Source organism: Sporocytophaga myxococcoides DSM 11118 (genome assembly GCF_000426725.1).
Taxonomy (GTDB): Bacteria; Bacteroidota; Bacteroidia; order Cytophagales; family Cytophagaceae; genus Sporocytophaga; species Sporocytophaga myxococcoides.
This window is the reverse complement of record NZ_KE384560.1, coordinates 969,985-995,876: the sequence shown is the minus strand read 5'-3', so window position 1 is coordinate 995,876 and position 25,892 is coordinate 969,985. Positions and strand designations below refer to the sequence as shown.

Genomic DNA, 25,892 nt, shown 5'->3' with positions numbered 1-25,892 from the left:
TAATAATTATCTCCCCCAATGTATTCGATTTTAAAAGTTGTCTTTTATTTTATCCCAAATTCATTGATTTATTTATTCTCTGATTTTTTAAGTTTTGTACTCTATCATATAATCAAATACCGAAGAAAAGTTGTATTTCAAAATCTTCAAAATTCCTTTCCTCAAAAGGAAGTCCATGAGCTGAACTTAATATCCAGAAAATTTTATTCTAATCTTACTGATACCATTCTGGAAACACTATTAATTCCTTCTCTAACAAAAGATCAGCTAAATAAGAAAGTCATACAAAAAAATATTGAGCTTCCTCTTGAATACCTGAGAAAAGGTCAGTCTATTATAGTTCTCACAGGGCATCAATGTAACTGGGAATGGCTCCTCTTAAGTTCCTCTATGCTTTCAGAATATAGTGTTGATGCTATCTACCGTCCTTTAAAAAACAAAAGCTCAGATCTTTTTTTCTTAAAAATGAGGTCCAAATTTGGAGCTAACTTGATTCCAATGAAAGATACGTTAAGAAGTATTATCAAGAGAAAAGACATTACTAGAGGTATTGCGATGGTTGCAGATCAAACACCTCCGGGAGGTGAAATTCAGTATTGGACCAAATTTTTAAATCAAGACACGCCTTTTTTCGTGGGGGCTGACAAAATAGCACGAAATACATCCTTTCCCGTATTTTATCTCAGCATGAAACGAATAAAGAGAGGATTTTATGAAACAAAATATGAACTTTTGGCTGAACCACCCTTTCCTGAAGAAAAATTTTCTCTTGTTGAAAAATATGCTAAAGCACTTGAAAAAACCATAATAGAATCTCCCTCAGATTGGCTTTGGTCTCACAAACGCTGGAAAAACGTCTGGCTAAAAAGCTAAAAGTATTATAACCAAACAGGTTATAATACTTCCTCAATCTTTCCTAGACCTTCACGTAAAATTTCAGGCTCGTCAGTCGTACAATCTACAATAGTAGAAGCCTCAATATTCCCCAACCCACCATCAACGACGATATCCACAAGTCCTTTGAATCTCTCATAAATCAATTCAGGGTCTGTTGAATATTCCAGTATTGCATCTTCATCTTTTATTGAAGTTGTAATAATAGGGTTTCCTAATTCCTTAACAATCAGTCGAGGAATTGTATTATCAGGAACTCTTATTCCTACAGTATTTTTTTTAGTATGAAGAATTTTAGGTACTTTCCCACTTGCATTTAAAATAAATGTAAAAGGACCTGGTAAAGCCTTCTTCATAATTTTAAAAATGTTTGTTGGTAAATTTTTTGTGTATTCCGAAATATGACTTAAATCGTAGCAGATAAAAGAAAGATTTATTTTTTGAGGGTTGATATTTTTAATTTTACAAACTCTCTCTACCGCCTTTTGATTATGTATATCACATCCAATTCCATATACAGTATCCGTTGGATATATAATAACCCCACCTTTTTGCAAAACTTCTACCACCTCCGCGATTTTATTCATTTGCGGATTTATTGGGTTAATTTTTATTAATTTAGCTTTCATCCCTGCTTTTTAATATAAACCTTATTTTATTTATTAAAAATTCACACTTTAAATAGAACCTCTTAATACCCTTTTCCTGTTTCCAAATGAATTGATTATTTTTGAAGACTTATGAAAGATAGAAAGTACAAAATTAAAGTCTTTGCAGTTGTTTTTGCAATTTCATTTGTATGCTTTTCATTTTATGCATACCAGATTTTCTTCACACCTAATCTGCAATTTAAAAAAGGTGATACATACTTGTTTATTCCTGAAGGTGCTAATTTCCAAACTGTTTCAGATAGTTTAAAAAAGAATGAAATAGTAACTGACTATTTGTCTTTCGCATTTATATCCAGGCTTTTAGGTTATCAGGAGGCTGTAAAGCCGGGGATGTATCGTATTTCTGCCAATATGTCAAATTTAAATGCAGTTCGCATGTTAAAACGAGGCAGACAAGAGCCAGCTAAACTTGTTTTTAATACAATAAGACTTAAACAAGATTTAGCTGAAAAACTTGATAACCAATTGTCTCTTTCTAAAGAGGAAATTCTGAAATTATTAAGTGACCCTAAATTTGTTTCCCAGTATGGTTTTGACACCACAACAATCATTACCATGTTTATTCCCAATACTTATGAAGTATACTGGAATATTAAAGGGAAAGAACTCTTTGATAGGATGAAAAAAGAATACGATAGTTTCTGGAACAATGAAAGAAAAGCTCAAGCTAAAAGTCTTGGATTTACTCCAGTGGAAATTACAATTCTGGCATCTATCGTAGAGGCAGAAACTAACAAACAAGATGAAAGATCAATCATTTCAGGAGTTTATATAAACCGGCTAAGACAGGGAATGCCTTTGCAAGCAGACCCAACTGTTAAATTCGCTGTAGGTGATTTTACAATTAAAAGAATTTATGATGGTCACCTTGCTATAGACTCGCCTTACAATACATATAAATATACAGGACTTCCTCCAGGACCCATAAATCTTCCTTCTACTAAATGTATTGATGCTGTTCTAAATACTGCCAATCATAAGTATGTATACTTCTGCGCCAGTGACGATCTTACAGGACACCATAATTTCGCAGAAACATACGAACAACATCAGGTGAATGCTGAAAAGTATAGAAGAGCTTTAAATAAACTGAATATTAAATAATGATTGAATTTGAAGTTCAGGTAAGAGTCAGATATGCTGAAACTGATAAAATGGGCTATGTTTACTACGGCAACTATGCTGCTTTCTATGAAGTAGCCCGTGTCGAAATGATGCGTCATTTAGGATTAAGCTACAAAAAACTAGAAGAAACCGGCATAATGATGCCTGTACTGGAATATAAAACAAAGTTTATCAAACCGGCACTCTACGATGATTTACTCAGGATTAAAGTTTTTATTAAGGAAATTCCAAGAGTCAGAATAAAATTTGAATACGAAACATATAATGAACAAAATGTTCTGCTTAATATAGGTGAAACAACATTAGTATTCGTGAATTCTGAAACCGGTAAACCATGTGTGGCCCCGGAAGAATTTGAAAGAACAACAAGTAGTTATTTTCTTAAGGAAAAATTTTAAAAAAATTACTTGAATTATTTGGACACAATATCATTTTATCTATCTTTGCAGTCCAAATCACAGAGAGATGGCAGAGCGGTCGAATGCGGCGGTCTTGAAAACCGTTGACTGTAACAGGTCCGGGGGTTCGAATCCCTCTCTCTCTGCAAAAACCTCAGTTTGAAAAAACTGAGGTTTTTTATTTTTATCTATTCGTCTTAATGACCTTTGGTTATAAAATATTTTAAAAATAGGTGCATATAACTGATTAACTTTAAGCTCCCAAATCTTTTTTTTTTATTATCAAACTTTAAAAATTTGTGGAAAGAATACCTTATGCGGTCATTAATCAAATGACTCTTGAACTTCTGCCTAACCCTCCTAATCTCTATATCGACAATTTGAACAATGACCTACCTTACAACAAACTCTGTGATTATCATAAAATACCATATGCAGAAGAAGGAAGTTTAAATTATGAAGAACTAAAGCCAAGCAACTCAAACACTCTGTTTCTTTATGAAGAACGGAGGACGGGAAATTAAAGAAGGCAAGGTTATTCTCTTCCCTATTCATGATTCGAATGAAGAAACGGCTTATCGTATTAGTTTTCATGCTTCTGATCTGAAGAGGACGCTAATACATGATTACTATAAGCTTTACAACAGTTATAGATTATATTGGGGTGTTAATGAAACAACCTATTTCTTCTTCCGGGATCAGAAAAAATTGTTTTTGTATGAACATCCCGGCTGCATAACTCATATAAACTTGAATACTATACCCCTTCAAACAGGCCCATATCATCCTTTAATGATCAACAATGTTTTATTCAATTATTATTCGACACTTGAAAAGGGGATGAATTCAATTTGTTTTTCTTTTAATGAAATACACTCTGATGAAATAAATGAAAAACTTTATGAATGTACTTCCATTCATAATATTTCAAAGTTTGGAAAAACTGAGATCTCCGAAGGTCAATTAGTCATTTCTCTTGCAAATATTTCGGAGAAAGATTATGGATGTATACTAAATTCGATTCAAGAGGATTATATAAGAATTATTAGCTGAAAATTCTTTATTAAAAAGAAAATCCAAATTTGTACTTAAAAATAAATGTATAGTTGCCGAACAAAATAAAGATTCATTAACTGATTCATTCTGGTATAAAAAGAAAGCGGCTACCCTAATGAGGTAGCCGCTTTTATTTATTAAAGAGATGTATTGTTATTGTTTTATCAATCTCTTAACTGCATTACCTTGCTCAGTTCTGATTTCAAGGAAGTAAATCCCAGAAGCAAAACCACTTAGGTTAACATTGTAATCAGCAGAAGAAGAACCTTTAAATACATTTTCTTCAAGTACTGAAGTACCAAGAGCATTTTTCACAATAATATTAACATTTCCTGAGAACACTTCTCCTAAAGTAACTAGGAAGTCTACACCAGGGTTTGGCATTACGCTTATAGAATTGCTTAATAAAGCAGATATTCCAGCAGGCGTAACAACTACACTAATCGGATCGGAATCAGTAGTTCCGGCAGGATTTGTTTCGTGAAGCACTACATTTCCCGAATTAGATGCAAACTTAACTTTGATAGTTGAATAATCTGCATTATGCTCTACAATTGTAGCACCTTCAGGAAGAGACCATGTATATTCAGATCCTTCAGGGGCACCATCAGTCATATATGTAGCTTCATCACCAGCAGTTACCGATGTCGGACCTGTTATAGTTTTCTTAGCAGGAACTACGCAAATATTACCTGCATTAGCTATAGTGATCACATTAGAAGTTGCTGGAGAACCTGTCGCACAAGCAAGGCTTGAAGTCATTACAACTTTTACGATATCACCAGGTTTTACCGATGCCGAATAAGTTTCAGAACTATTACTTGCATTTATGTTATTTACTGACCAAGTATAAACCGGACTAGTTCCTCCACCCTGAGATGTTAAAGTGAATGTTGCATTTGTTCCAGCATCACAAGCTTTTTCTGTTGAAGCTGTAATTACTACTTTAGCTTCTACAGTAGAACTTACTTTTACCAAAGAAGTTGCTGCAGCACTTTGACAGCTTTTACCATCTGTTACAACCACAGAGTAAGTAGTTTCAGCAGTTGGAGCTACTGTTACACTTGCAGTATTACCCACAACATTTGTCCACTGATAGTTGAACGGTGCAGTTCCTCCGATAACGTTAGCAGTAAGAACAGTAGATTGTCCAGTACATACATCTGTAGATGAAGGAGTAACAGCAACTGAAGGTTTAGCATTTACAACAACTTGTTTAGATGCAGCCACAGTATTTTTGCAATTATTAGCATCGGTTACTTGAACTGAATAAGTTGTAGTTTCCGTCGGGCTTAAAGTAGATCCAGCATCAGCAGGTTTATTTCCTACAGAAGATGTCCATGCATAAGCATATGGAGCTTTACCATTATTTACTACAGCACTTACATTAACTGATCCTCCATTACAGATTTCTGCAGCTGATGTATTTACTGCTACTGAAGGAAGAGAATTAATTGTAACAGTTGTTGCACCTGAAGTAGCAGGAGAACCTGTAGCACAAGCAATGCTTGAAGTCATTTTAACTGTTACCTGAGCATTGTTTGGCAGAGCAGAAGAAGTAAATTCTGAACCGTTTACCCCCGCAGTAACTTTATTACCATTAACAAACCACTCATAAGTTGGTACACCACCATTAACACCAGTAGCAGTTAAGGTAACCGGAGTTCCATCACAAACAGCAACTGTAGCCGGCGAAATAGTAACAGAAGCAACACCACCAGATGTGACATTAACTAAAGCACTTTTCTTATCACTTGTACAACCATTTCCATCTGATGCAGTCACATAATATGTTGATGTTACAGAAGGTGATGCAGTTGCTTTGTCATTATTAATAACCAATGCAGGAGCAGAATCCCAAGCATATGAATATGGAACAGTTCCCCCAGTTGCACTTGCAGTTAATGCTGCTGATCCACCAGCACAAATATCTGATGTTGCAGGAGTAACAGTTAATACTGGTTTTGCATTAACAGAAATTACTTTCTGAACAGCGACGTTTGAGCAATTGTTCGCATCTTTAACCACTAATGAATATGTTGTTGTAGCAGATGGAGTAACAGTTGGAATAGGTCCAGTTGGCGCTGTTCCAGCACTTGCAGTCCAAGTATAAACATAAGGCTGAGTTCCACCAGTTACAGTTGGGAAAAGATCTACAGATCCTCCGGCACAAACTGATGTTATTTCAGGGAAAGAAACACTTGGTGTAACATTCCTTTTAATTACCACCTCGTCAAAGTTAGTACCGCAAGTATTGGCAATTGTCCATCTTAATGTTACACTTTGACCTGCTGTCAAATTTTCAACCACCGAAGTAGCCGAAGATGGAGTTTTAATAGTTGCAGAAGACGTTCCTACAATAGACCAAGTTCCGGTTCCAACAGTTGGAGTATTTCCAGCAAGAGTAACTGATGCATCACAAGTTGACTGATCAGGACCGGCAAGAGGTGCTGTAGGCAGTGGACAATCTCCGTTACCTGTTACTTTGAAAGTATAAGGATTAACAGAAGAGTTATTTCCGATATTGATTACAGCATTTTTAACACCAGAAGTTGTTGGCTTAAATGTTACTGTAAATGTAGTTGTAAGAACTGTACCTGTTGAAGGATGTAATTTAGTTATCACTGGCTGAGTTACCGAGAAGTCAGCAGCATTAGTACCAGTGATAGTTACAACTGGAGTACCAGACAATCTTAGTGTATCGTCACCTATACTTGTAATTGTGAAAGTAACAGGAGAGGTAGCTGTGTTCAATAAAGAAGTACCGAAGTCATATGCAGCAGAAGCAGCGTTGTAAATTGTTGCTCCCTGCTTTAAGGACATAGTAGGTTGTTTCGCCGTTCCGTTTAGATAGATGATGTAGGAACCTTCATTGCTATCAGTATTTTTGATAGTAATTGAAGCAGATCTTGCACCACCAGCAGTTGGTTTAAATCTTACAACAAAGTTACTTGCTGAAAGGGCTCCTACTGTAGTAGTATAAGTTGGGCTCTTCGAGATGGTAAAATCACCTGGATTTGCTCCCGCAATTGCAAGGTCAGGAGTTCCATTCAACAATAAGTCAACCAAACCATTATTCTGGATACTGAATGTAATGGCAGCACTACTATCACCCACACTTATAGTTCCCATGTTAAATGACTGGGTAGTAAGTATATTTGTTGGTGTAGCTGTCTGCACTCTAACGTTAATCTCTGGTTGAGCAGGAACATAACCATATCTCAAATTATCTACAAGATAAGTACGAGCTGCAACTGAGCTTCCTGCTGCCGAAAACTTAGCATTCGGATCAACTATTACATCAATAAATGCAACATCTGAGGAGTTCAGAATAGCAGAATGGTCGAATGAAAGTTCTTCCCAAACACCGGCTGCACCAGTAGTAGTAGCTTCAACACTGCTTAAATCTGTACCAGCAGCATTTTTCAAAGACATCAAGAATGTAGTACCTGCATTCGGAGCATTTACCATTAAGTTAATAACAGCTTTACCAGCACCCAAATCAATATTTGATTGACAAGCTTTGAATCTGAAAGAAGTACCTGTTGTAGTTCCTGCATCTCTTACAAATTGCCCTGCAGTTGCACTATTATTGATTCCTGTAGTAGTAGGGTTTGGATAGATAGTATTGAAAGTTCCAGGGAACACGATATCTAAATATCTATTGTCATCAAAGTCATTCAACACATTTGTCGCAGGAATACCTGTAACACATGGCGTTGCTGTCTCATATCTGATATCATCAAAATAATAAGTTTGAGCTTTCTTTGTATTATTTGGATCAAAGTTTACATCAAATGCAAAAACATTAGGTATTTGAGCTGTCGGAACACTTGAAAGATCGAAATAAAGCCTATGCCATTTATTTGCAAAAACAGTTCTAACAATGGCTGTTGCAGCATCATCCGGATATGTATCTAAATCTGATCCATCAGGAATTTTTGCGCTGATTTGAATCGGAGCATCAGCCACAGTAGAATAAACTAGCATGCTAATGATTTTCTTAGAGCTCAGGTCAAACACTCCACCACAACCATTGTATCTTAAGCCATCTGAATATGCTGCAGCTGCAGCTTCTTTTGTGAATTTACCAACATTTGCACTAGTATTTAATCCACCAGATACTACATTGCCAGTTGGGGCAGACAGAGATGATACACCATAATCAAGAGATACGTTATTATGGTTATCAAAATCAAGAAGAACCTGAGATGCAGGAAGGTCATTTACACAGGCCAAACCACTATATTTAATATCATCAATATAGAATTTTGCAGGCCATCCGCTATAACCCAATTCTGGATCTATTTGAATATCAAGAATAGTAAATTTGCTTACATCTCCATTTTTAACAACTTTAGACAAATCAAATGTTAACCTTTCCCATTGATTTGCTTTAGTAGTGAAAACGTTAACATTACTTGAATAGTCAGTATAAATTGGTTTAGCAGCTGCATCTGTTCCAGTTTGTGCTGCCAAAGTAACTTTGATTCCCACAGCAGGTGAATATACCAGCATGCTGATTGCAGGGGTTGCAAGAGTAAGTCCGTCAAAATTTGTTCCTGAACAAGGGAAATATCTGATAATTTCAAATGTTCCAGTTGAAGGTCTGTTATAACTTGCAACCGTAGCACTTAAGTTCAAACCTGTAGCTGATGGATTTGCAGTTGCCTGGCTAAAAGCTCCAGCAGGTTTAGGATCCCATGTATGTTTAACATTATAATTTCCATCAAAATCAGTTAAGATTTTTGAATCGCTAATAGATTTAGCACAATTTACTATTGTGGCATTTAATGTTAAAGTAAAGGTCGCATAAGACGGATCATCGGTTACCAGTTTAAGAGTTGTTGTAGCGACTGGATTTGAAGGAATTGTAGACGGAGCTACAAAACTAATTGTAATATATGCAGAGTCTCCTTTAGCGATTGTTATAGGCAAAGTGCTAGTGACAGAGTAGTTTGTTGGATGAGTTCCTCCTGAAATAAAATCAGTAGCAACAGTTGGTTTACTCAAGTTTAAAGGAGCATCACCATTGTTAATGATTTTCAACTTTTTAGTACCAGTAGCACCTGAAGTTACATTGCCTAAATCAAATGTACCTAAATTAGCTAAAATTACATTGTCATTTTTAGCTACTAATTTCGGAGCAGTAGCATTTGTAGTTCCTGTTCCGATTAATGTTATTTTATAAGTACCCTCGTCTGCATCATTACTTGCAATAGTAATTGTAGCAGTTTTCAAACCTGCTGATGTTGGGTTAAATTTTACAGTAAAAATCGTATTTGCGTTTAGAGCAAGGGGACCAGATGGCTGAGTTGTTACAGTAAAATCTGTTGTAGGAGTTAAAACAACTATTGGTGAACCAGATAAGGTTAAAGGAGCAAAACCAAGGTTTTCTATTGTAAAATTAATAGATTTGCCGACACCGATCTGTCCATTCTGGAAATCAAAAGTAGTATTGTTTTCAATATTAACCGATCCCTGTCTTACATTTATCTCTTGCTCGGACGTTGTACCATAAGGCCAGAAATTACCAGTCATCATGAAAAGAGAAATACAACGTAGCGTATTTCCATAATAACCAGACAATGTTTGATTTTGAATCAGATCTTTAGTATTTACAGTCTCAGTATACATCTGGTCCATTAAAGTCTGATTTGTAGAGCCCATCACAGCAACAGCAAATGTAGAAACGAATGTTGCATTATGGGCATTTCCGCTGTAAAGTCCACCATCCTGATATAAAGGTCCTCTTACATTTGATGCCCCCTTTCCTGCTAAATAAGTGGATATTTTGCCAAGTATACTTTTAGCTTTCGCTTCATTATTCCATATTACATCCTGAGCCAATCTCCAAGGGTTACGGCAAGCATCATAACCATACCCATCAGTAGGGGAAGAACCTGTTCCTGAATTATTACAAGTATTTCTTACACCAGTGTTGGTTGACCAGTCTGAAACAAGCCCGGTTGTAGTATGAGCATTTGCATTGATCAAGTTGTAACCACCAGTTACAGCGTTATCCCATGAATTATCTTTTGTATAATCCTTAAACACCTTATAATATGCAGGCGATTGGTAACTTGGATTAACGCAAGCTTGTTTTCCATTGGATCCATCCACAGAACCCATTCCCCAGCCATTACCATTGTTGGCAATCCCTGAAGAATGTATTTCTGATTGTTTGATAGCATTAATCAAGTTTGTTGCATCAACTCCATATGTTCCTGATGGCCACTGTGTTTTGGCAATTAATAATGCAAATGCTACATCAAGATCAGCATCTGTAGCTCCACCGGTTGTTTCCGGGTTCGCCACACATCCATTTGTTTTCCAATTCATAAAGCTGAATCCATTATTAGAATTTGCTTTATAAAATGCCCAAAGTCCATCGAAAAGAGCTTTATCTGCAGCATAAGCAGACAGCAACATACCATAAGCGATACCTTCAGAAACCGTTTTTGACGGATCATCAAATTTTACACGCCACTTCCCACTTCCGCAGCTTTCAGTATAGTTTGCCTTCCATTCATTGTAAGCGTTAGCTGCATCTGTTGATTTGCCATACGCTCCTGAAGTAGGCAGGGTTTTAGGCATTATACCATTAGCATACTTAGGGTTTGCGTTAAATGGTACAACCGCCCCTGCCGGTGTATTAATCTGCGCTATCGCCCCAATGGAGAAAAAGCTACAAATCAAAAACACACATAGTCTGAGACTGTATTGTTTTATCATAGTTTAGTTATAAAAAGATTTAATTTTTGCATTTTTTATCTAAAAAATTGACTACAAATTAAGAAAGATCCGAATGGAAGACAAATAAATTATATAAATTGGGTAAAAATCCAATTGACATTTTATTACATTAAAATGGAAAGGTATTTTTTGCACTTGAATTTCGGAAACTTACAGGAACCCCTTCTTAAATAGGCCAAAAATATTCAACGAAAAGTACTATCGAACATTTATTACAAAGAGATCCTCCCTTAAATTTGCCTTATATTTTCATTTTTTTTCAAAAAGATTTAACAAAATAGCTTTTCACGGGTAGTTGTACCAAACAAATCAGAACTACTATGCCATTCAGCTACAAAAACAAAAAAGGAATTACCTACTATCTTCATTTAAGGGGCCCGGCAAAACAAGAGGGTAAAGGTAAACTTTATTTTTTTTCCAAAAGCCAAGGAACCGATGTCATTGAAGACATGCCAGATGGCTATACAATTATTGAAAATGAAAAAACAGGCTTACCTATTCTGAAAAGAAAATAGGGGTTCCTGGGTAAGAATTATATTCCATAACCCATTGTTTTTTATATGGAGGGATATAATTATGGGAATTGTTAAATTTAATAAATCCAGGGTTCCTGGCATCACAAACGTATTGGAAGACTTTTTTGGAAGAGACGTCTCTGATTTTCTCGGCACTTCTGCTGACATTGTGCCAGCTGTAAATGTGAAAGAGGAAGATAAAGGATTTCAAGTGGATGTGGCTGCTCCTGGTATGGAAAAGGGGGACTTTAAGGTTAATATCGATAATGATACGTTAACCATTTCTGCTGAAAAAGAGGTAAGTGAAGAAGAATCGAATGAAAAATATAGTCGAAAAGAATTCAGCTATTCAAGTTTTTCAAGGTCTTTTATATTGCCAAAAACAGCAGATAAAAATAAGGTAGAAGCAAAATATGAAAATGGAATTTTAGCATTATTTATTCCTAAAATAGCCGACAAGGATATTAAAAATGTTAAATCTATCGAAATTAAGTAAGGTCAGGGCCAATACCCTGACTTTTTAATTTTAATTTTGTTTCTCCTACTTTTACTCCATGCTATCTGAATCTTTCTTTGAAAATGTCTATGAAGTTGTTAAGCTCATCCCTAAAGGAAGAGTTACTTCTTATGGAGCAATCGCAAAATATCTTGGAATAAAATCGGGTGCCAGGATGGTGGGATGGGCATTAAAGTCATCACATATCAAAAAAAATATTCCTGCTCATCGCGTTGTAAACAGCTCCGGACTGCTTACTGGAAAAATGCATTTCTCCCCTCCTACCTTAATGCAGGAAAAGCTGGAAAAGGAAGGAATTCAAGTTATTAATGATAAAATAAAAGATTTTAAATCGTTTTTTTGGGATCCTTCAATTGAACTGCTTTAAAATCATATAACTATTTTTTCTTCCTTTTGGGAAGAGTTTGAAATCAGATACAATCCAAGAAAACAAATAAATCCATTCAAAATCAGGGTTTCAAACGAAAATTTATATCCCCAAAGTAAAACATCCGAATTATAACTGATAAGCAGTGTAATAAATGGGCTCAGAATACAGATAAGTGGCACCAAGGTGTCCTTTACCTTTCTTTTAGTCAATATTCCAAAGCTAAATAATCCCAAGAGAGGGCCATAGGTATAGCTGGCTGCGGATAATACGGCATCAATTACAGAAGTCTGTTTTAGTTCTTTAAAAAGAACTATAATTATCAAAAATGCCAGGGAAAATCCCACATGGACAATAGTTTTCTGCTTTGCTTTTACATTTTCAGGCTTATTTTTAAAATCAAGAAAATCAATACAAAACGATGTTGTTAAGGCAGCAAGTGCAGAGTCTGAACTGGCATAAGATGAAGCGATAATTCCAAGCAGAAAAAACACAGCAGCTAAAGTACCAAATTCATTCATTGCCAGAAAAGGATATGCTTTATCAGCACCTGCAGGGAGTAGAATTCCCTTTTGTGTAGAATAGATATAGAGCAAAGCTCCCAGCATTAAAAACATATAGTTTACTATAGCCATGATAATGGAAAAGGAAAACATATTTTTCTGGGCTTCCTTTATGTTTTTACAAGTCAGATTCTTTTGCATCAGGTCTTGATCGAGACCTGTCATTGCAACTGCGATAAAAATTCCTGCAATGAATTGCTTAAAGAAGTATTTATCGCTTTTTATATCATCAAAAAAGAAAACTTTAGAGTAATCAGTGCTTTGGATCATGGTGAACATTTTAGGTACTGATAAACCTAAATGCTGGGAGATCAACACCAAACTGATTCCAACTGCGCCAACCAAAAACAGAGTCTGGAAACTGTCTGTCCAAATGATGGTTTTTACCCCCCCTTTAAAAGTATAGATCCAGATAAGAACAATAGTAATTAATACCGTCATAAAAAACGGCACATTAAGCTTGTCAAATAAAAACAACTGCAGCACCATAGCAGCCAGAAAGAGTCTTAAAGAAGATCCTATTGTGCGGGAAAGCAAAAAGAAAAAAGATCCTGTTTTATAGGCCCAGAAACCGAATCGCTGTTCAAGATAAGTATAAATGCTTATAAGATTCAGACGATAATATAAAGGCATTAGAACAGTGGCGATGATAAAATATCCGACCAGGTGGCCCAGGATAATCTGGAAGTAGGAAAATGCTTTCAATTCTCCTGACTGATTGACCAAGCCAACAGCTCCAGGAACAGAAATGAACGTTACTCCGCTGATTGATGTTCCTATCATTCCAAAAGCCACCAAATACCATGGCGATTTCCGATCGGCAGTAAAAAAAGTTTTCGTGTCAGCATTTTTGCCTGTAATATAAGCAATTACCAATAATGCGCTGAAATAGACTGCTATAATAGTGATAATCAGAGAAGGAGACATATTTTATCAATAAATGAGCGATAAAATTGTTTATTTTTTTTTAAATTTGCTAAAATGTCAATCACATATATGACCACAATTTCTAACATGCGTCCATTTCACGAAGAAGAAATTGAAGTTCTAGAGCTTGAAAAAACTTCAGAAAATTTTGATTTGGTTGTCTTTAATGATGATGTGAATACTTTTGATCATGTCATTAATACTCTAATCGAAATATGTGAACACTCATCCGAGCAGGCAGAACAATGTACTCTTATTATTCACTACAAGGGTAAATGCACTGTAAAATCAGGGAATTTTGAAAAGCTCATACCAATGAGGCAAGCCATCTGTAACAGAGGCATTTCTGCAGAAATACTTTAATTTTTAGGCTTTATTCGGAAATCATTTCTGTGAAAAACGGGTTGAACCTAAATAATTATATTAAAGTATGATATACCCCTCAAAGCTGATTGAAGACGCCGTTAATGAAGTCTCAAAACTACCTGGCATAGGGAAAAAAACAGCATTTAGACTGGTATTGCACTTATTAAAAGAGCAAAGTACCGCTACAGAATCCCTTAGCTCAGCTTTGCTGACCCTGAGAAAAAATATTACCTATTGTAAAGAATGCCATAATATTGCAGATGATCACTTGTGTAATGTCTGTAATAATCCAAGAAGAGATCCTTCAGTCCTGTGTATTGTTGAAGATACCAGAGATGTTATGGCAATAGAAAATACGCATCAGTATAATGGAATTTACCATGTACTTGGAGGTATCATTTCTCCGCTTCAAGGCATAGGTCCCACCGACTTAAAAATTGACGCCCTGACTCGAAGAATACCAGGTTCGGAAATCAAAGAAGTGATATTAGCTCTTAGTCCAACTATGGAAGGTGACACCACTGCTTTTTACATCACCAAAAAAATTAAGGATTTTAACGTGAAAATAAGTACCATTTCAAGGGGAATTCCCGTTGGAGGAGAATTGGAGTATACTGATGAAATAACTCTTGGAAGAAGTATTACAGCACGAACAACGTACGAACATTAAAATCCTTGAAAAAACTTTCCATTATTATCGTCAATTATAATGTCTGTTATTTTTTAGAGCAGACTTTGATAAGCGTAAAAAAAGCACTTACCGGAATAGACGGTGAAGTTTGGATTGTTGACAACAACTCTGCCGACAATTCGGTAGAAATGGTTAAAGAAAAATTTCCTGAATTTAATCTTATTGAAAATAAGGTCAATTGTGGTTTTTCAAAAGCTAACAATCAGGCTATCAGGCAAGCAAACGGCGAATATATTTTGTTGCTCAACCCTGATACTGTTGTTGAGGAAAAAACATTTGAAAAATGTATTTCTTTTTTGGACAGTAATCCTGATGGTGGTGGCTTGGGAGTAAAAATGCTGGATGGTAGAGGAAATTTTCTTCCTGAATCTAAAAGAGGCTTACCTACTCCGTGGATTGCATTCTACAAAATGTTCGGCTTATCTTTCCTTTTTCCTAAATCAAAAAAATTTGGAAAATATCACCTCACCTATTTAGATAAAGATAAAATACATGAAGTAGAAGTTCTCAGTGGAGCTTTTATGATAATCCGCAAATCTGTGCTTGATAAAATCGGCCTACTTGACGAGGATTATTTCATGTATGGAGAAGATATTGACCTCTCCTACAGAATTCTTAAAGGAGGATATAAAAACTATTACTATCCAGAAACACGGATTATCCACTATAAAGGAGAAAGCACGAAGAAAACTAGCATAAACTACGTGTTTATCTTTTATAAGGCAATGATAATCTTTGCTCAAAAGCATTTTCCAGACAGTAAGGCAGGTGCATTTTCATTCTTAATCAGAATTGCAATTTACCTGAGAGCATTTTTATCCATTTCTTCAAGATTTATACAAAAGTGCTCTATCCCTTTTGCCGAGGCCTCATTAATTTATGTCGGCATGTTTTTATTAAAAACATATTGGGAGAACAATCACAAATATGTTCCGTTGCCGTATCCTCCTGTATATATGAAGTTTATTGTACCGGCATACATTTGTGTATGGTCATTAAGCATCTATTTCTTTGGGGGGTATCGTAAATCATTTCAACCAAGAAAAATTATTCAAGGGGCTTTAATAGGCACTTTAATTATTTCGGCTGTAAGCAATTTTTTTGATGACTACCGCTTTTCAAAAGCATTGATTGTGCTGGGTGGAATTTTGACAATAGCTTGTAGTTTTTTGATCCGCTTAATTATCAATTTTATCAAGTCAAAAAAACTACTTCCGGAAAATCTCAATAAAAAAGTAATTATTGCAGGACGCGAAGAAGAGTGCTTACGTGTTATCAGGACTTTGAACACCCAGGATTATAACCTTGAAATTCTAGGTTTTGTAAGTCCGGACAAAAGAACCAATAAGGATTTCTGGCTTGGCAATATTGATCGTTTAGACGAAATATGCCTTCTATACAAACCTCATGAAATCATATTTTGCTCTAAGGGGCTTGATACTTCGCAGATTATAGAATGGATGCTTACTCATGGGGAAGATATACCTGAATACAAAATTGTTCCGGATGAAAGTAATTTTGTCATAGGAAGCAATTCATCTAATGCTCCTGGATCATTTTATACACTTGATATTAAGCTTAATAAGACTGATGATGAAAAGATAAAAACTAAAAGAATATTTGACACCTTAATAGCACTATTCTTTCTAATATCTTTTCCACTATTGGTTTTTCTGGTAAAAAATCCTGGAAAATTTTTAAGAAATATCTTTAATGTTATAAGTGGAAAGATTTCTTGGGTTGGTCTTAAGAATAAAGATTTGCAACAGGGGAAAAATGGTATAATTAACCCTATCACAGGCATATCCAGCGAATCCCTGGATGAAGAGACCGTTAAAAGGCTTAATTATTTATACTCCAGGGATTATACACCAATAAACGATATACAGCTTATCTTCAGATCCCTCAGAAATCTGGGAACTTAATAAGGAAATGTCCATTGATAGCAGTTTATTACTTTGTTTTTGTAATAATCCTGAATCAGAATATCCGGATTGAATTTAAGCAAATCAAATACAGAATCATCTTTGGAGAAAAAATGTAATTTGTAGTTATATTCTTTAAGATCTTCCGCTATTCTTTTTTGCAAAAGTTTATCATCTTCCTGAATGAAAACTTTTAATTTATTTCCTTGCATTACCATTTTCTAAAAAATTTAATATTTATCAATACCTCCCTTAGAAGTAATTTTAAAACGTTTTTTTTAGACGATTTGTTTTAAAAATTCTAGGGAAAATGCACCTGTAATTTCACTAATTTAAGTCACCGGATAAAACCGGAAAAAGAATTCAATTGAATACTAAGTACAAAAACATTTGGGGATCTATTATCATTTTTATTGGAGCAATATGCTTCTCTTCCAAAGCGGTAATAGTCAAATTAGCTTATAATTATCATATAGATTCAGTGTCTCTTCTTGCTTTACGAATGCTGTTTTCTTTACCATTTTTCGTTGGTGCTCTTGCATATTCAAGGCTTAAAGAAAAACCCAAACCTATTGAAAAAAACGATTGGCTTTTCTTGATTATTTTAGGGTTAATGGGTTATTACCTGGCTAGTTACTTTGATTTCAAAGGACTTGAATATATCACTGCCAGTCTTGAGCGGCTTATCCTCTTTATCTATCCTACCCTTGTAGTACTTTTATCAGCTGCTCTTTATAAAAAGAAAATTACGCGCAATGAAATTATTGCTTTACTACTGACATATAGTGGCATAGCAGTTGTTTTTCTTAACGATTTAAAGTTTGATCAAAAAAATGTAATTACTGGAGGACTTCTCATTTTTGGAAGTGCGCTCACTTATTCATTTTACCTTGTAGGAAGTGGAAAACTTATCCCTAAAATTGGTGCTGTCAGATATAATTCCATTTCGATGATTGTATCAACATTGATAGTGCTGATACATTATTTATTGAATGCCGAAGGTAATCTATTCCACTATGAATGGCAGGTATATGCGCTTAGCGTATTTATGGCCATTGTAGCAACTGTTATCCCAAGTTTTCTTCTGGCAGAGGGTATAAGACTCATAGGAGCAGGAAAAGCTTCCATTATCGGCAGTGTCGGCCCTGTCTCCACGATTATACTTGCAAACATATTTCTAAATGAAGAAATTACCATGCTTCAGATTTTAGGAACAGCCTTCGTGCTTGCAGGAGTTTTGTTGGTCAGTAGAAGTAAATAAAGAATTACTTAAATAGTTCCTTAAATTCATTAAAAGATTTTCTATGTTGAATACTAACACCTGAACGTGTAGTGATATCATCATAATAGTAATAGTAATAACTTTGATAAGTCGTACTGAAAAACTTGAGATTGACACTTCCTGAACTATTCAACCTATAAACGACAGTATAATCTCCAAGAAACTGTCCGGAATTTGGCACATTGCCCACATTAACATTCCCTCCTGCTGTAATCGTAATCCTTTCACTAATCTGTCTACTGGCTTTAAACTGTAAACTTTGCGCAAGCCCCGGATTATCGGGTGAAAGTGCTTCTATATTTACATCAATATCAAAGCCTGCGATTGATTCAGGTGCAATTTTATTCAACTCAGAATTAAGAATCTGACTCACACTTTGATTTGCCTGCTCCATTGCTATGCCTCCTCCGGAATTTACATATCCTGTCCCTTCCGGAAAAAATCTATTCAGAACAATCAATCCAAACACCTGCCTCTGCAACTGTTGCTGATCATTGTTAATTTCGTTAATCCTTTGTGAAATAATATTACCTAGAAAGGGGTCATTACTCTCCGGCATTTCAATCTGAAAGCTCACCTCTGGTTCAGCAAGCTCACCCGTAACATTAAGTTTTACAGTTACAGGATGATTTCTTTTCGAAGATCTTACAAACTCATCATTTAATGCAGTTGTATAATTACTTATCAAGTCGTACCTGGATGCTTTGGTAGTATAACTTGCCTTTACATTCAAAAGCCCCTCCATAATATCTCCATTCCAGGATAGCCTGCTTCCTTTCTCTATTATAAAATCCTTCTTTACAAGGCTGGCAAAGGTAAAAGTATAACTACCTTCTCGGATTTGATAAGAACCATAAAGTTCCGGAACATTATCCTGATCTACCTTTACTTCAAACTTACCTGATCCCTTGGCTGAGATTTTATCTCCATTGGCAGGGTCTACAATAATATTTATCTGAGCATCTTTGGTAATTGCAAGATTACCTGTAAACTTAAATCTTGACAGATTTATAGGTACACCGTGAAATACACCTTCCGATGTATCAGATTTTTCCTCTTCTCCAATAAAGATGATATAACTCGGTGTTTTAAATTCAGAATTAGATGTTTGAAGAGGGATGTTTATTGTAGACTTAGGCCTTGTGGTGAGTTTAAGATTAATTGCAAGGTCATTTGCCGGTCCTCTGAGTTCCATATTAATATCAGCAAAGAGAACTCCATAAAAACCAGCCTGATTCACCTTTTCAGTGTTCATCACTTGAAAATTCGTGGCTTCAAGAGAAAGATTGATATCAAAATTCTTAAAATAATCATGAAGAATATATCCATCTACACGCGCTTTATTTCCTTCAAAATCTCTGAAATCAAGATTATCAAAAATAATTTTGTTATTATTAAATGTTATGTATTGGTTAGCTATCACATATTTACTTTCAGTAAAGTGAAGCCCCAGAACATTTCTCTCTTCAAATGCTATTTTTCCTTTCACATCAGGACGAAGAAGTTTTCCTTTTAATGCCATTTTTCCAGACATATAACCATGCATAGCAAATAAATAATTCTTCAAAAAAGGCTCAAAAAAATGTAAGCTCAATTTGGGTATGTCAACGTTTATATTTCCTGTGGCTTCGCTTATCTGTGTTACCTTATCTACAAATCCATGTACATAAGCATTGTTCTCTTTACCTGACAGACTTAGATTTATTGAATGTCTTTCCTTACCAATTGGAGCAGCTAGCAATGCTAATCTTCCTGCTGCTGTATTTCCAACTATCAAACTATCAATAATAAGGTCCACATCAATGGCTGGTGATGTAAAAAGCCCTTTTACCTGAATCCCTCCATTCAAAGAACCTTTTATAGAATACTTATTTAATGGCGTAAAGTATAGCACAGGTTCAAGCTTCAGATTCCATAATTGAGCTTCAAGCTCCCCTTCTCCAAGCAAATCCTGTGAATGTATCTTTATCTTTTGAGATCCCTGAGTGAGCAGAATATTTTGAATAGCAAGACTCTTTTGATAATACATCACCCTGGCATTACCTTCAGATCTCCATTCTTCTCCTTTTAACTTGAGATCAAGATCCCGAACACTCAAGTTCATGGTATCTCCAGGAAAAGTGAGTGCTCCTGTCATACTCAAAGCTGAGTTAGATTGATTCTCATAAAGATTCAAAACGAACGAAGTAACATTTTCCCGAAGTTCTCCTCTGATTGATGGGCTGCTTAAGTACAAACCATTTGAAAGTTTCAACCTGTCCCCGGCCAGATCAAATCGAAGACCATCGAATCCTCCCTCAGTATTAACTGTCAAATTTTCTAAAGAGTATTTACTATAATTAAATCGTTCTGCAAATCCACTTAACACTCCCGTTTTGTTATAAAAATCAAAGCTTCCGTCTACTTCGATGTTACTGGCGGAAACATCCTTCCGAAACATTGAAATCAATGAAGTAACCTGTCCTGCCGATATATTTAATTCAATATTTTCCGAAATATAATTTCTATTATTCTTTTCTTCCTTTAAATAATCGCTACTTAAAAGCTCTGGTAATTCAGATAATACAAATTTTCCTTCAGCCACAGCTTCAATGCTATCAGAATGCAATGATAACTTCCTGTAAATATTATCACCTTTGCATTGTGCTATAACTGTATCGGAGTGATATATCGATTGTGAATTTTGCGCATAAAAATTTACAATCTTAACCTCTGCATTAAGGTTATCAAGCTTTGATGCCACAACTATTGCATTAATATCTCCTCCAACAAAAGTTTTTTTCAGATTTTCATCAAATAAGGAAAGATCGAGTTCGCCTAAGGCTCCTTTAATTTTGTATTTGTTTTGATTGAGATCAAGATCAGTCCAAAGATCTGCATGAGCATAGTTTCCAGCAGACTTCAATTGAAACCTTCCTCTATTTTCGATTAAAGATCCGACCACTGAGAGATTAGTCAAAGTCTTTTTATTGTATTCAAGTTTTTTAATATCAGATTCCAGATAGGATAAATTGTTATTTTCAAAATTAAAAATCGCGTGAGCTGATAATCTGCCAAATGCATTCATCCCCGTTATAATTTTGGACACATGAATATCTCGGCCTGACAAGCTCCCGGAAGCACCCTTAAATTTCAAATGGCTATCAGAATTAATATTTACATTCCCATTGACCTCTCCGGCTTTAGTTATTGCACGGCCATTAAATTTAAGTTTTTCAAAGGTTCCCTTTAAACTGCCCTCTACATGAGATTGCCCCAACTCATTAAGATTGACATTTGAGATTTTAGGTGTTTTGATAAAAGAAAGAAACCATGGAATATCAAGGTTTAGTCTATGGATATCCGCATCTACCGCAGACTTCTTAAGATCCGGTAAACCATAGAGAGATAGATTTCCCTTGAAATAGTTAGAAGAATCAAAGCCTATAAACGCATTTTTGAAAGTGAAACCAGACAAGTAACCGTTTATATTGCCATGAATAAAGATGTCCTTTTTCCTTTTATCCATGATAGTATAAATATCGGGATAGAAATAATGAATATCTTCAAGTGATATCTTGTCTTTGTTAAAGGTAGTTGTAGTAAAAATACCTGAGGTCGAATCAGACAAATAATCTATCGAAGGGAATTTAAGCACTAAACTTCCATTAAACTCTGACTTTTCCGTCATGAATCTTCGCACATAAATTTTCATTAGATCTCCTGGCATTTCAAGCTTTCCACTTAAGTCTTTAACCAAAAAACCATCTGAGTTTTTTAAATTCAGATCATCCAGTGAAAGAAATAATGAGTCTCCTGTCATTATAAAGCTATTCAACAAGCCATCAACCGATGTATTAAAATGATTAACATCAAAGCCCTTTTCTGCTAACGAAAAGTTATGATTATTATAAATGAACCTTGAATTACTGACATTCAGGTCTGATATCTGAATATAAATTGATCCTGAGTTTGTTGATATAGTATCATTTCGTGGCTGTCTCTCTCTGCTTATCAGGTCAAGCTTAAAAAATAGCCCATCGATCTTTGAACCTGTTACTATTAATTTTTTTGAAGACACAGGCAAATCCTCAAAATCTAGTTTTGCTGATTTTAAAAAATAGGAAAACACTACACCTGTATAAAAATCGTCGTATACCATTTGTAACGTATGGAGCTCCGCTTGATTCAGGTTAAAACCAAATGCTTGAGTATTTGAAGAATTATTTTTAAAAGCATCTAACAAGAATTGATAATTAAATATATTACTGTTAGAATTTCGTTTAATATTCATTACAGCATGATCCGCTAAAGCATAATTAATATCAACAGATCTGTAAAGAAGTCTTGGTAAACTGACGCCGCCTTTGAGTTCTTCAGCAGAGATCAGCGTATCTTTATTCTGATCTTCTATATAAAGATTCTTTAAAACAATTTTCCCAGTGAGGTCCATATAAACTTTTTCAACAGACGCAGTGGTACCAATCTTGTGTGATAAGTAAAATGATAACTTATTGGCTATAACACGTTGAACGGCGGGTAATCTTAAAGATATGACAACGAGAAAAAATAAAATAAGTATAGACCCAAAGAAAAACAGCGAGCCTTTAATAAATAATAAGAAAAACTTCTTTATGGATTTAATAGTGGTAAAATCATTGGTACATTATACTAATTAAAATAAATGGCAGATTGTTTTATAAGGCATTAAATGAAAAGGCAAACCCAGTAGTATGAACTTATACTACTGGATTTGCCTTTAGTGATAAACATTGCTTAAGAAGGAAATTCCTGAAAAATTTCATCTACATCTTTAGCAAGTTCTTTTTCTACCTTTTTAGGTTTGATTTCTCTCTCGTCTGACCACCCTCTCCAAACCAGCTTTTTGGTTTCTCTGTCTATGATATCTACAACCAAGGTACCTTCAGTATAGGTATAGTCATAGTAGTCATAGGCAAAAGGATAAGAATAATAATATCCGGGGTAAAGTGCGTAATATCCTGGATAATAGAAGTTATAGTAACTACTATATAGCGGGTACCCTACAAGCTCCGTTTTTTTCTCAAAAACAGCTTTTAGAGATACCAGAAAATCTGGATTAACAGTATCTATTGTAAATCCTCTCGATTGTAATTCGCTATTAATATTATTCTTCACATTACCCTTTATAATCTGGTTGTTATACGCGCTAAATTGCTGGTCCTGATCTGATCCTGAAGTATCGTTTTCTTCTCTAATCCAGGCATAAGTTTTATAATTCTTAAAATCAGCACCACTTGCAAGATTGGAGTGTACTTTTGGCGAACAAGAAGCCAAAAACAAACCTAATATCCCTACAATACTCATTAATAGTCTCATATCCCTCCACTTTCTTTCTCACTATCAATAGAACAATAGAAAATTCAAGAATGTTGAATTTGGCAAAAAATAGCAAAGGGAACCCTAGCATTAGCCCAGGTAACTAGCTATAAATCAATAAAAAGAAAATAAAACATTAAATAAAAAAAATTTAATAAAATAGAGAAAAAACCCAAAATTGATTAGCAATATAGGTGGATAATCCATAATTTTGAACCCGCAAAAAACATCTAAAATGAGTACAATCACAGAAACTAATCTTTTGTCTGAAAGACTCAGAGCCTTGTCAGAATCTGAAACACTAGCCATGACTAAAAAAGCGCGTGAGCTGGCAGGACAAGGACATAAAGTAATAAGCCTCAGCGTGGGTGAGCCTGATTTTCAAACACCACAACATATAAAGGATGCAGCAAAGAAGGCCATTGATGATGGTTTTACTTTCTATACCCCGGTTCCGGGAACTGCAGAACTGAGACAAGCTATTGCAGATAAGCTGAAAAAAGAAAACGGGTTAGATTATACTGCTGAGAATATTGTAGTATCTACAGGAGCTAAGCAATCTATAGCAAATGTTCTTTTAAGCATCATCGATCCAGGAGATGAAGTAATAATCTTTGCTCCATACTGGGTAAGTTATGTAGAAATGGTAAAACTTGCTGAAGGTAAATCTGTAATCGTTGAAGGAACAATAGAGAATGACTACAAAGTAAAACCTTCTGATCTTGAAGCTGCTATCACTCCAAGAACTAAAGCAATACTATTCTCTAGTCCATGTAACCCATCTGGTGCAGTATTCTCTAAAGAAGAATTAACAGCTATTGCTAACATCGTTGCTAAAAACGAAAGAATATTTGTGATAGCAGATGAAATCTACGAATATATCAACTTTGAAGGAAGTCACTTTAGCATAGGAAGTGTACCTGCTATAAAAGACAGAGTAATCACAGTAAACGGATTCTCTAAAGGTTATGCAATGACTGGTTGGAGAGTTGGATACATCGGAGCTCCAAAATGGATAGCTGCTGCATGTGATAAAATCCAGGGACAGGTTACTTCAGGTACATGCTCAATTGCTCAAAAAGCAGCATATGCGGCTGTTACTGGAGATCTATCTGCCGCAAAAGAAATGGCTGTTGCATATAAGAGAAGAAGAGACCTGGTTACAGGATTATTAAAAGAGATTCCGGGAGTTAAGGTAAATGTACCTCAGGGAGCATTCTACACATTCCCTGATATCAGCTCTTATATTGGGAAAAGCTATAACGGAACTGTTATCAATAAAGCAAGTGACCTTGCAATGTTTCTGCTTAATGAAGGACACGTTTCTTCGGTAGGTGGTGATGCTTTTGGTGCACCAAACTGTATTCGTATTTCATTTGCAGCTTCTGATGAAAATCTGAAAGAAGCATTGAGAAGAATCAAAGAATGCCTGGCAAAACTAAAATAACGAATATTGATTCTATAGACGGGCTTTTCAAGGCATTTGAAAGTCTGAAAGTATTGATCTTCGGAGATGTTATGATTGACTCTTACCTTTGGGGTAAGGTCGAAAGAATATCTCCGGAGGCTCCCGTCCCTATTATTAATGTCCAGAAAAAGGACCAAAGACTTGGAGGAGCGGCCAATGTTGCATTAAACGTGCAATCATTGGGCGCTACGCCAATTCTATGCAGTGTAATAGGTAACGACACCGAAGCTAAAGACTTCATCACACTTTTAGAGCAAAATAACCTTTCCACAGAAGGGATTATTAAAAGTGATTCCAGGATTACTACGATTAAACACAGGGTAATTTCCGGATCATATCACATGCTAAGAGTGGATCAAGAAATTGACACTCCTATTACCAAGGAAGAAACCATTCTTCTGATAGAAAAAGCAAAAAAATTAATTCAGGAAGCTGATGTCATAATATTTGAAGATTACGACAAAGGAACACTGCATAGGGACCTGATTGCTGAAATTGTAAAGCTCGCCAGAGACTACAACATTCCTACAGTTGTAGATCCGAAAAAACGAAACTTCCTGCATTACAAAGGAGTAACTCTTTTCAAACCCAATAAAAAGGAAATGAAAGAGGGATTAAAGCTTGACGGAGATCTTGATAATATCAATGAGCTTAAAAGCTCTATCGACATACTAAGGTCAACTTTGAATGCAGATACAATTTTAGTTACGCTGTCAGAAAAAGGTGTAATCATTACCAATTCAGAGGTAACACACCATATTCCCGCTCACCTTCGCGAAATTGCTGATGTATCAGGAGCGGGAGACACTGTAGTAAGTGCTGCTGCATTATGTTGTGCTCTAAATATACCCCATAAAGCCTTGGCTGAACTATCCAATCTTGCCGGTGGGATTGTCTGCGAGCATGTTGGAGTCGTTCCAATAGACAAAAAAATGTTAATTGCAGAAGCAAAGAGACTGAATGTGCAGGTAAACAATAGTTAATTAAATTTTAATCATAAAAAAATGGAGTTCTTAAATTTAAGAACTCCATTT

The 25,892-nt window shown here is 35.3% G+C and carries 20 protein-coding genes and 1 tRNA gene; 15 read left to right on the top strand and 6 right to left on the bottom strand.

From position 1 onward, the window contains the following. Positions 1 to 18 precede the first annotated feature (18 nt). On the top strand, positions 19 to 873 hold the full coding sequence (locus K350_RS0122525) for a lysophospholipid acyltransferase family protein (protein WP_037576638.1): 855 nt from the start codon (positions 19 to 21) through the stop codon (positions 871 to 873). A gap of 20 nt (positions 874 to 893) precedes the next feature. Here K350_RS0122525 and K350_RS0122520 read toward each other — a convergent pair whose 3' ends face one another. Continuing rightward, the gene (locus K350_RS0122520; protein ID WP_028981838.1) at positions 894 to 1,523 is read right to left on the bottom strand and encodes an L-threonylcarbamoyladenylate synthase; all 630 of its coding nucleotides are present in this window, start codon (positions 1,521 to 1,523) and stop codon (positions 894 to 896) included. 111 nt (positions 1,524 to 1,634) lie between these two features. Here K350_RS0122520 and mltG point away from each other — a divergent pair, with 111 nt between their 5' ends. From mltG to K350_RS0122495, 5 genes are all read left to right on the top strand, one after another. Continuing rightward, positions 1,635 to 2,669 (top strand): endolytic transglycosylase MltG, encoded by a 1,035-nt coding sequence (mltG, locus tag K350_RS0122515; protein WP_037576634.1) that lies wholly within the window; start codon positions 1,635 to 1,637, stop codon positions 2,667 to 2,669. Further along, entirely contained in the window at positions 2,669 to 3,088 is a 420-nt protein-coding gene (locus K350_RS0122510; protein ID WP_028981836.1) for an acyl-CoA thioesterase, read from the top strand. Before mltG ends, K350_RS0122510 begins: the two co-directional genes overlap by 1 nt. Positions 3,089 to 3,149: 61 nt before the next feature. Beyond that, positions 3,150 to 3,234: transfer RNA gene (locus tag K350_RS0122505), tRNA-Ser, on the top strand. 153 nt (positions 3,235 to 3,387) lie between these two features. Further along, entirely contained in the window at positions 3,388 to 3,612 is a 225-nt protein-coding gene (locus K350_RS0122500; RefSeq protein ID WP_028981835.1) for a hypothetical protein, read from the top strand. Next, a complete protein-coding gene (locus K350_RS0122495; protein ID WP_028981834.1) occupies positions 3,587 to 4,141 on the top strand; it encodes a hypothetical protein in 555 nt (184 codons plus the stop codon). The genes K350_RS0122500 and K350_RS0122495 overlap by 26 nt, the downstream gene beginning before the upstream one ends. A gap of 156 nt (positions 4,142 to 4,297) precedes the next feature. Here K350_RS0122495 and K350_RS29975 read toward each other — a convergent pair whose 3' ends face one another. Continuing rightward, positions 4,298 to 10,879, bottom strand: coding sequence for a glycosyl hydrolase family 8 (locus tag K350_RS29975; protein WP_081671107.1), 6,582 nt, complete (start codon positions 10,877 to 10,879; stop codon positions 4,298 to 4,300). Positions 10,880 to 11,220: 341 nt separating this feature from the next. Here K350_RS29975 and K350_RS0122485 point away from each other — a divergent pair, with 341 nt between their 5' ends. From K350_RS0122485 to K350_RS0122475, 3 genes are all read left to right on the top strand, one after another. Then, positions 11,221 to 11,415 (top strand): hypothetical protein, encoded by a 195-nt coding sequence (locus tag K350_RS0122485; protein WP_028981833.1) that lies wholly within the window; start codon positions 11,221 to 11,223, stop codon positions 11,413 to 11,415. A 61-nt stretch (positions 11,416 to 11,476) separates the two neighbouring features. Beyond that, positions 11,477 to 11,911 carry an Hsp20/alpha crystallin family protein gene (locus tag K350_RS0122480; protein ID WP_028981832.1) on the top strand — a complete coding sequence of 145 codons (435 nt, stop codon included), beginning with the start codon at positions 11,477 to 11,479 and terminating at the stop codon, positions 11,909 to 11,911. A 58-nt stretch (positions 11,912 to 11,969) separates the two neighbouring features. After that, positions 11,970 to 12,299, top strand: a complete 330-nt coding sequence (locus tag K350_RS0122475) for an MGMT family protein (protein WP_028981831.1) — start codon at positions 11,970 to 11,972, stop codon at positions 12,297 to 12,299. Between the two features lie 2 nt (positions 12,300 to 12,301). Here K350_RS0122475 and K350_RS0122470 read toward each other — a convergent pair whose 3' ends face one another. Then, positions 12,302 to 13,789 carry a sodium:solute symporter gene (locus tag K350_RS0122470; protein WP_028981830.1) on the bottom strand — a complete coding sequence of 496 codons (1,488 nt, stop codon included), beginning with the start codon at positions 13,787 to 13,789 and terminating at the stop codon, positions 12,302 to 12,304. Between the two features lie 87 nt (positions 13,790 to 13,876). Between K350_RS0122470 and K350_RS0122465 the strand changes: the two genes are divergently transcribed. The 3 genes from K350_RS0122465 to K350_RS0122455 all read left to right on the top strand — a co-directional run bounded on the left by K350_RS0122465 (position 13,877) and on the right by K350_RS0122455 (position 16,771). Next, entirely contained in the window at positions 13,877 to 14,152 is a 276-nt protein-coding gene (locus K350_RS0122465; RefSeq protein ID WP_028981829.1) for an ATP-dependent Clp protease adaptor ClpS, read from the top strand. Positions 14,153 to 14,219: 67 nt separating this feature from the next. Continuing rightward, positions 14,220 to 14,825, top strand: a complete 606-nt coding sequence (gene recR, locus K350_RS0122460) for a recombination mediator RecR (RefSeq protein ID WP_028981828.1) — start codon at positions 14,220 to 14,222, stop codon at positions 14,823 to 14,825. A 5-nt stretch (positions 14,826 to 14,830) separates the two neighbouring features. Next, entirely contained in the window at positions 14,831 to 16,771 is a 1,941-nt protein-coding gene (locus K350_RS0122455; RefSeq protein WP_028981827.1) for a glycosyltransferase family 2 protein, read from the top strand. Here the strand turns inward: K350_RS0122455 and K350_RS0122450 are convergent. Further along, the gene (locus K350_RS0122450; protein ID WP_028981826.1) at positions 16,768 to 16,983 is read right to left on the bottom strand and encodes a hypothetical protein; all 216 of its coding nucleotides are present in this window, start codon (positions 16,981 to 16,983) and stop codon (positions 16,768 to 16,770) included. The two genes, K350_RS0122455 and K350_RS0122450, sit on opposite strands and share 4 nt — an antisense overlap. 155 nt (positions 16,984 to 17,138) lie before the next feature. Between K350_RS0122450 and K350_RS0122445 the strand changes: the two genes are divergently transcribed. Continuing rightward, the gene (locus tag K350_RS0122445) at positions 17,139 to 18,032 is read left to right on the top strand and encodes a DMT family transporter (protein WP_051313501.1); all 894 of its coding nucleotides are present in this window, start codon (positions 17,139 to 17,141) and stop codon (positions 18,030 to 18,032) included. 4 nt (positions 18,033 to 18,036) lie between these two features. Here K350_RS0122445 and K350_RS0122440 read toward each other — a convergent pair whose 3' ends face one another. Further along, positions 18,037 to 22,485, bottom strand: coding sequence for a translocation/assembly module TamB domain-containing protein (locus K350_RS0122440; protein ID WP_028981824.1), 4,449 nt, complete (start codon positions 22,483 to 22,485; stop codon positions 18,037 to 18,039). A gap of 323 nt (positions 22,486 to 22,808) precedes the next feature. Continuing rightward, entirely contained in the window at positions 22,809 to 23,390 is a 582-nt protein-coding gene (locus tag K350_RS0122435; protein WP_028981823.1) for a DUF4136 domain-containing protein, read from the bottom strand. A 235-nt stretch (positions 23,391 to 23,625) separates the two neighbouring features. Between K350_RS0122435 and K350_RS0122430 the strand changes: the two genes are divergently transcribed. Further along, positions 23,626 to 24,837 carry a pyridoxal phosphate-dependent aminotransferase gene (locus K350_RS0122430; RefSeq protein ID WP_028981822.1) on the top strand — a complete coding sequence of 404 codons (1,212 nt, stop codon included), beginning with the start codon at positions 23,626 to 23,628 and terminating at the stop codon, positions 24,835 to 24,837. Further along, entirely contained in the window at positions 24,816 to 25,841 is a 1,026-nt protein-coding gene (locus K350_RS0122425) for a bifunctional heptose 7-phosphate kinase/heptose 1-phosphate adenyltransferase (RefSeq protein WP_028981821.1), read from the top strand. Before K350_RS0122430 ends, K350_RS0122425 begins: the two co-directional genes overlap by 22 nt. Positions 25,842 to 25,892 lie beyond the last annotated feature (51 nt).

Coding starts and splice junctions, on each gene's coding strand:
- K350_RS0122525 (WP_037576638.1), top strand. CDS start 19: ATGTATTCGATTTTAAAAGTTGTCTTTTATTTTATCCCAAATTCATTG.
- K350_RS0122520 (WP_028981838.1), bottom strand. CDS start 1,523: ATGAAAGCTAAATTAATAAAAATTAACCCAATAAATCCGCAAATGAAT.
- mltG (WP_037576634.1), top strand. CDS start 1,635: ATGAAAGATAGAAAGTACAAAATTAAAGTCTTTGCAGTTGTTTTTGCA.
- K350_RS0122510 (WP_028981836.1), top strand. CDS start 2,669: ATGATTGAATTTGAAGTTCAGGTAAGAGTCAGATATGCTGAAACTGAT.
- K350_RS0122495 (WP_028981834.1), top strand. CDS start 3,587: ATGAAGAACGGAGGACGGGAAATTAAAGAAGGCAAGGTTATTCTCTTC.
- K350_RS29975 (WP_081671107.1), bottom strand. CDS start 10,879: ATGATAAAACAATACAGTCTCAGACTATGTGTGTTTTTGATTTGTAGC.
- K350_RS0122485 (WP_028981833.1), top strand. CDS start 11,221: ATGCCATTCAGCTACAAAAACAAAAAAGGAATTACCTACTATCTTCAT.
- K350_RS0122480 (WP_028981832.1), top strand. CDS start 11,477: ATGGGAATTGTTAAATTTAATAAATCCAGGGTTCCTGGCATCACAAAC.
- K350_RS0122475 (WP_028981831.1), top strand. CDS start 11,970: ATGCTATCTGAATCTTTCTTTGAAAATGTCTATGAAGTTGTTAAGCTC.
- K350_RS0122470 (WP_028981830.1), bottom strand. CDS start 13,789: ATGTCTCCTTCTCTGATTATCACTATTATAGCAGTCTATTTCAGCGCA.
- K350_RS0122465 (WP_028981829.1), top strand. CDS start 13,877: ATGCGTCCATTTCACGAAGAAGAAATTGAAGTTCTAGAGCTTGAAAAA.
- recR (WP_028981828.1), top strand. CDS start 14,220: ATGATATACCCCTCAAAGCTGATTGAAGACGCCGTTAATGAAGTCTCA.
- K350_RS0122450 (WP_028981826.1), bottom strand. CDS start 16,983: ATGCAAGGAAATAAATTAAAAGTTTTCATTCAGGAAGATGATAAACTT.
- K350_RS0122440 (WP_028981824.1), bottom strand. CDS start 22,485: ATGGACCTCACTGGGAAAATTGTTTTAAAGAATCTTTATATAGAAGAT.
- K350_RS0122435 (WP_028981823.1), bottom strand. CDS start 23,390: ATGAGACTATTAATGAGTATTGTAGGGATATTAGGTTTGTTTTTGGCT.
- K350_RS0122430 (WP_028981822.1), top strand. CDS start 23,626: ATGAGTACAATCACAGAAACTAATCTTTTGTCTGAAAGACTCAGAGCC.
- K350_RS0122425 (WP_028981821.1), top strand. CDS start 24,816: ATGCCTGGCAAAACTAAAATAACGAATATTGATTCTATAGACGGGCTT.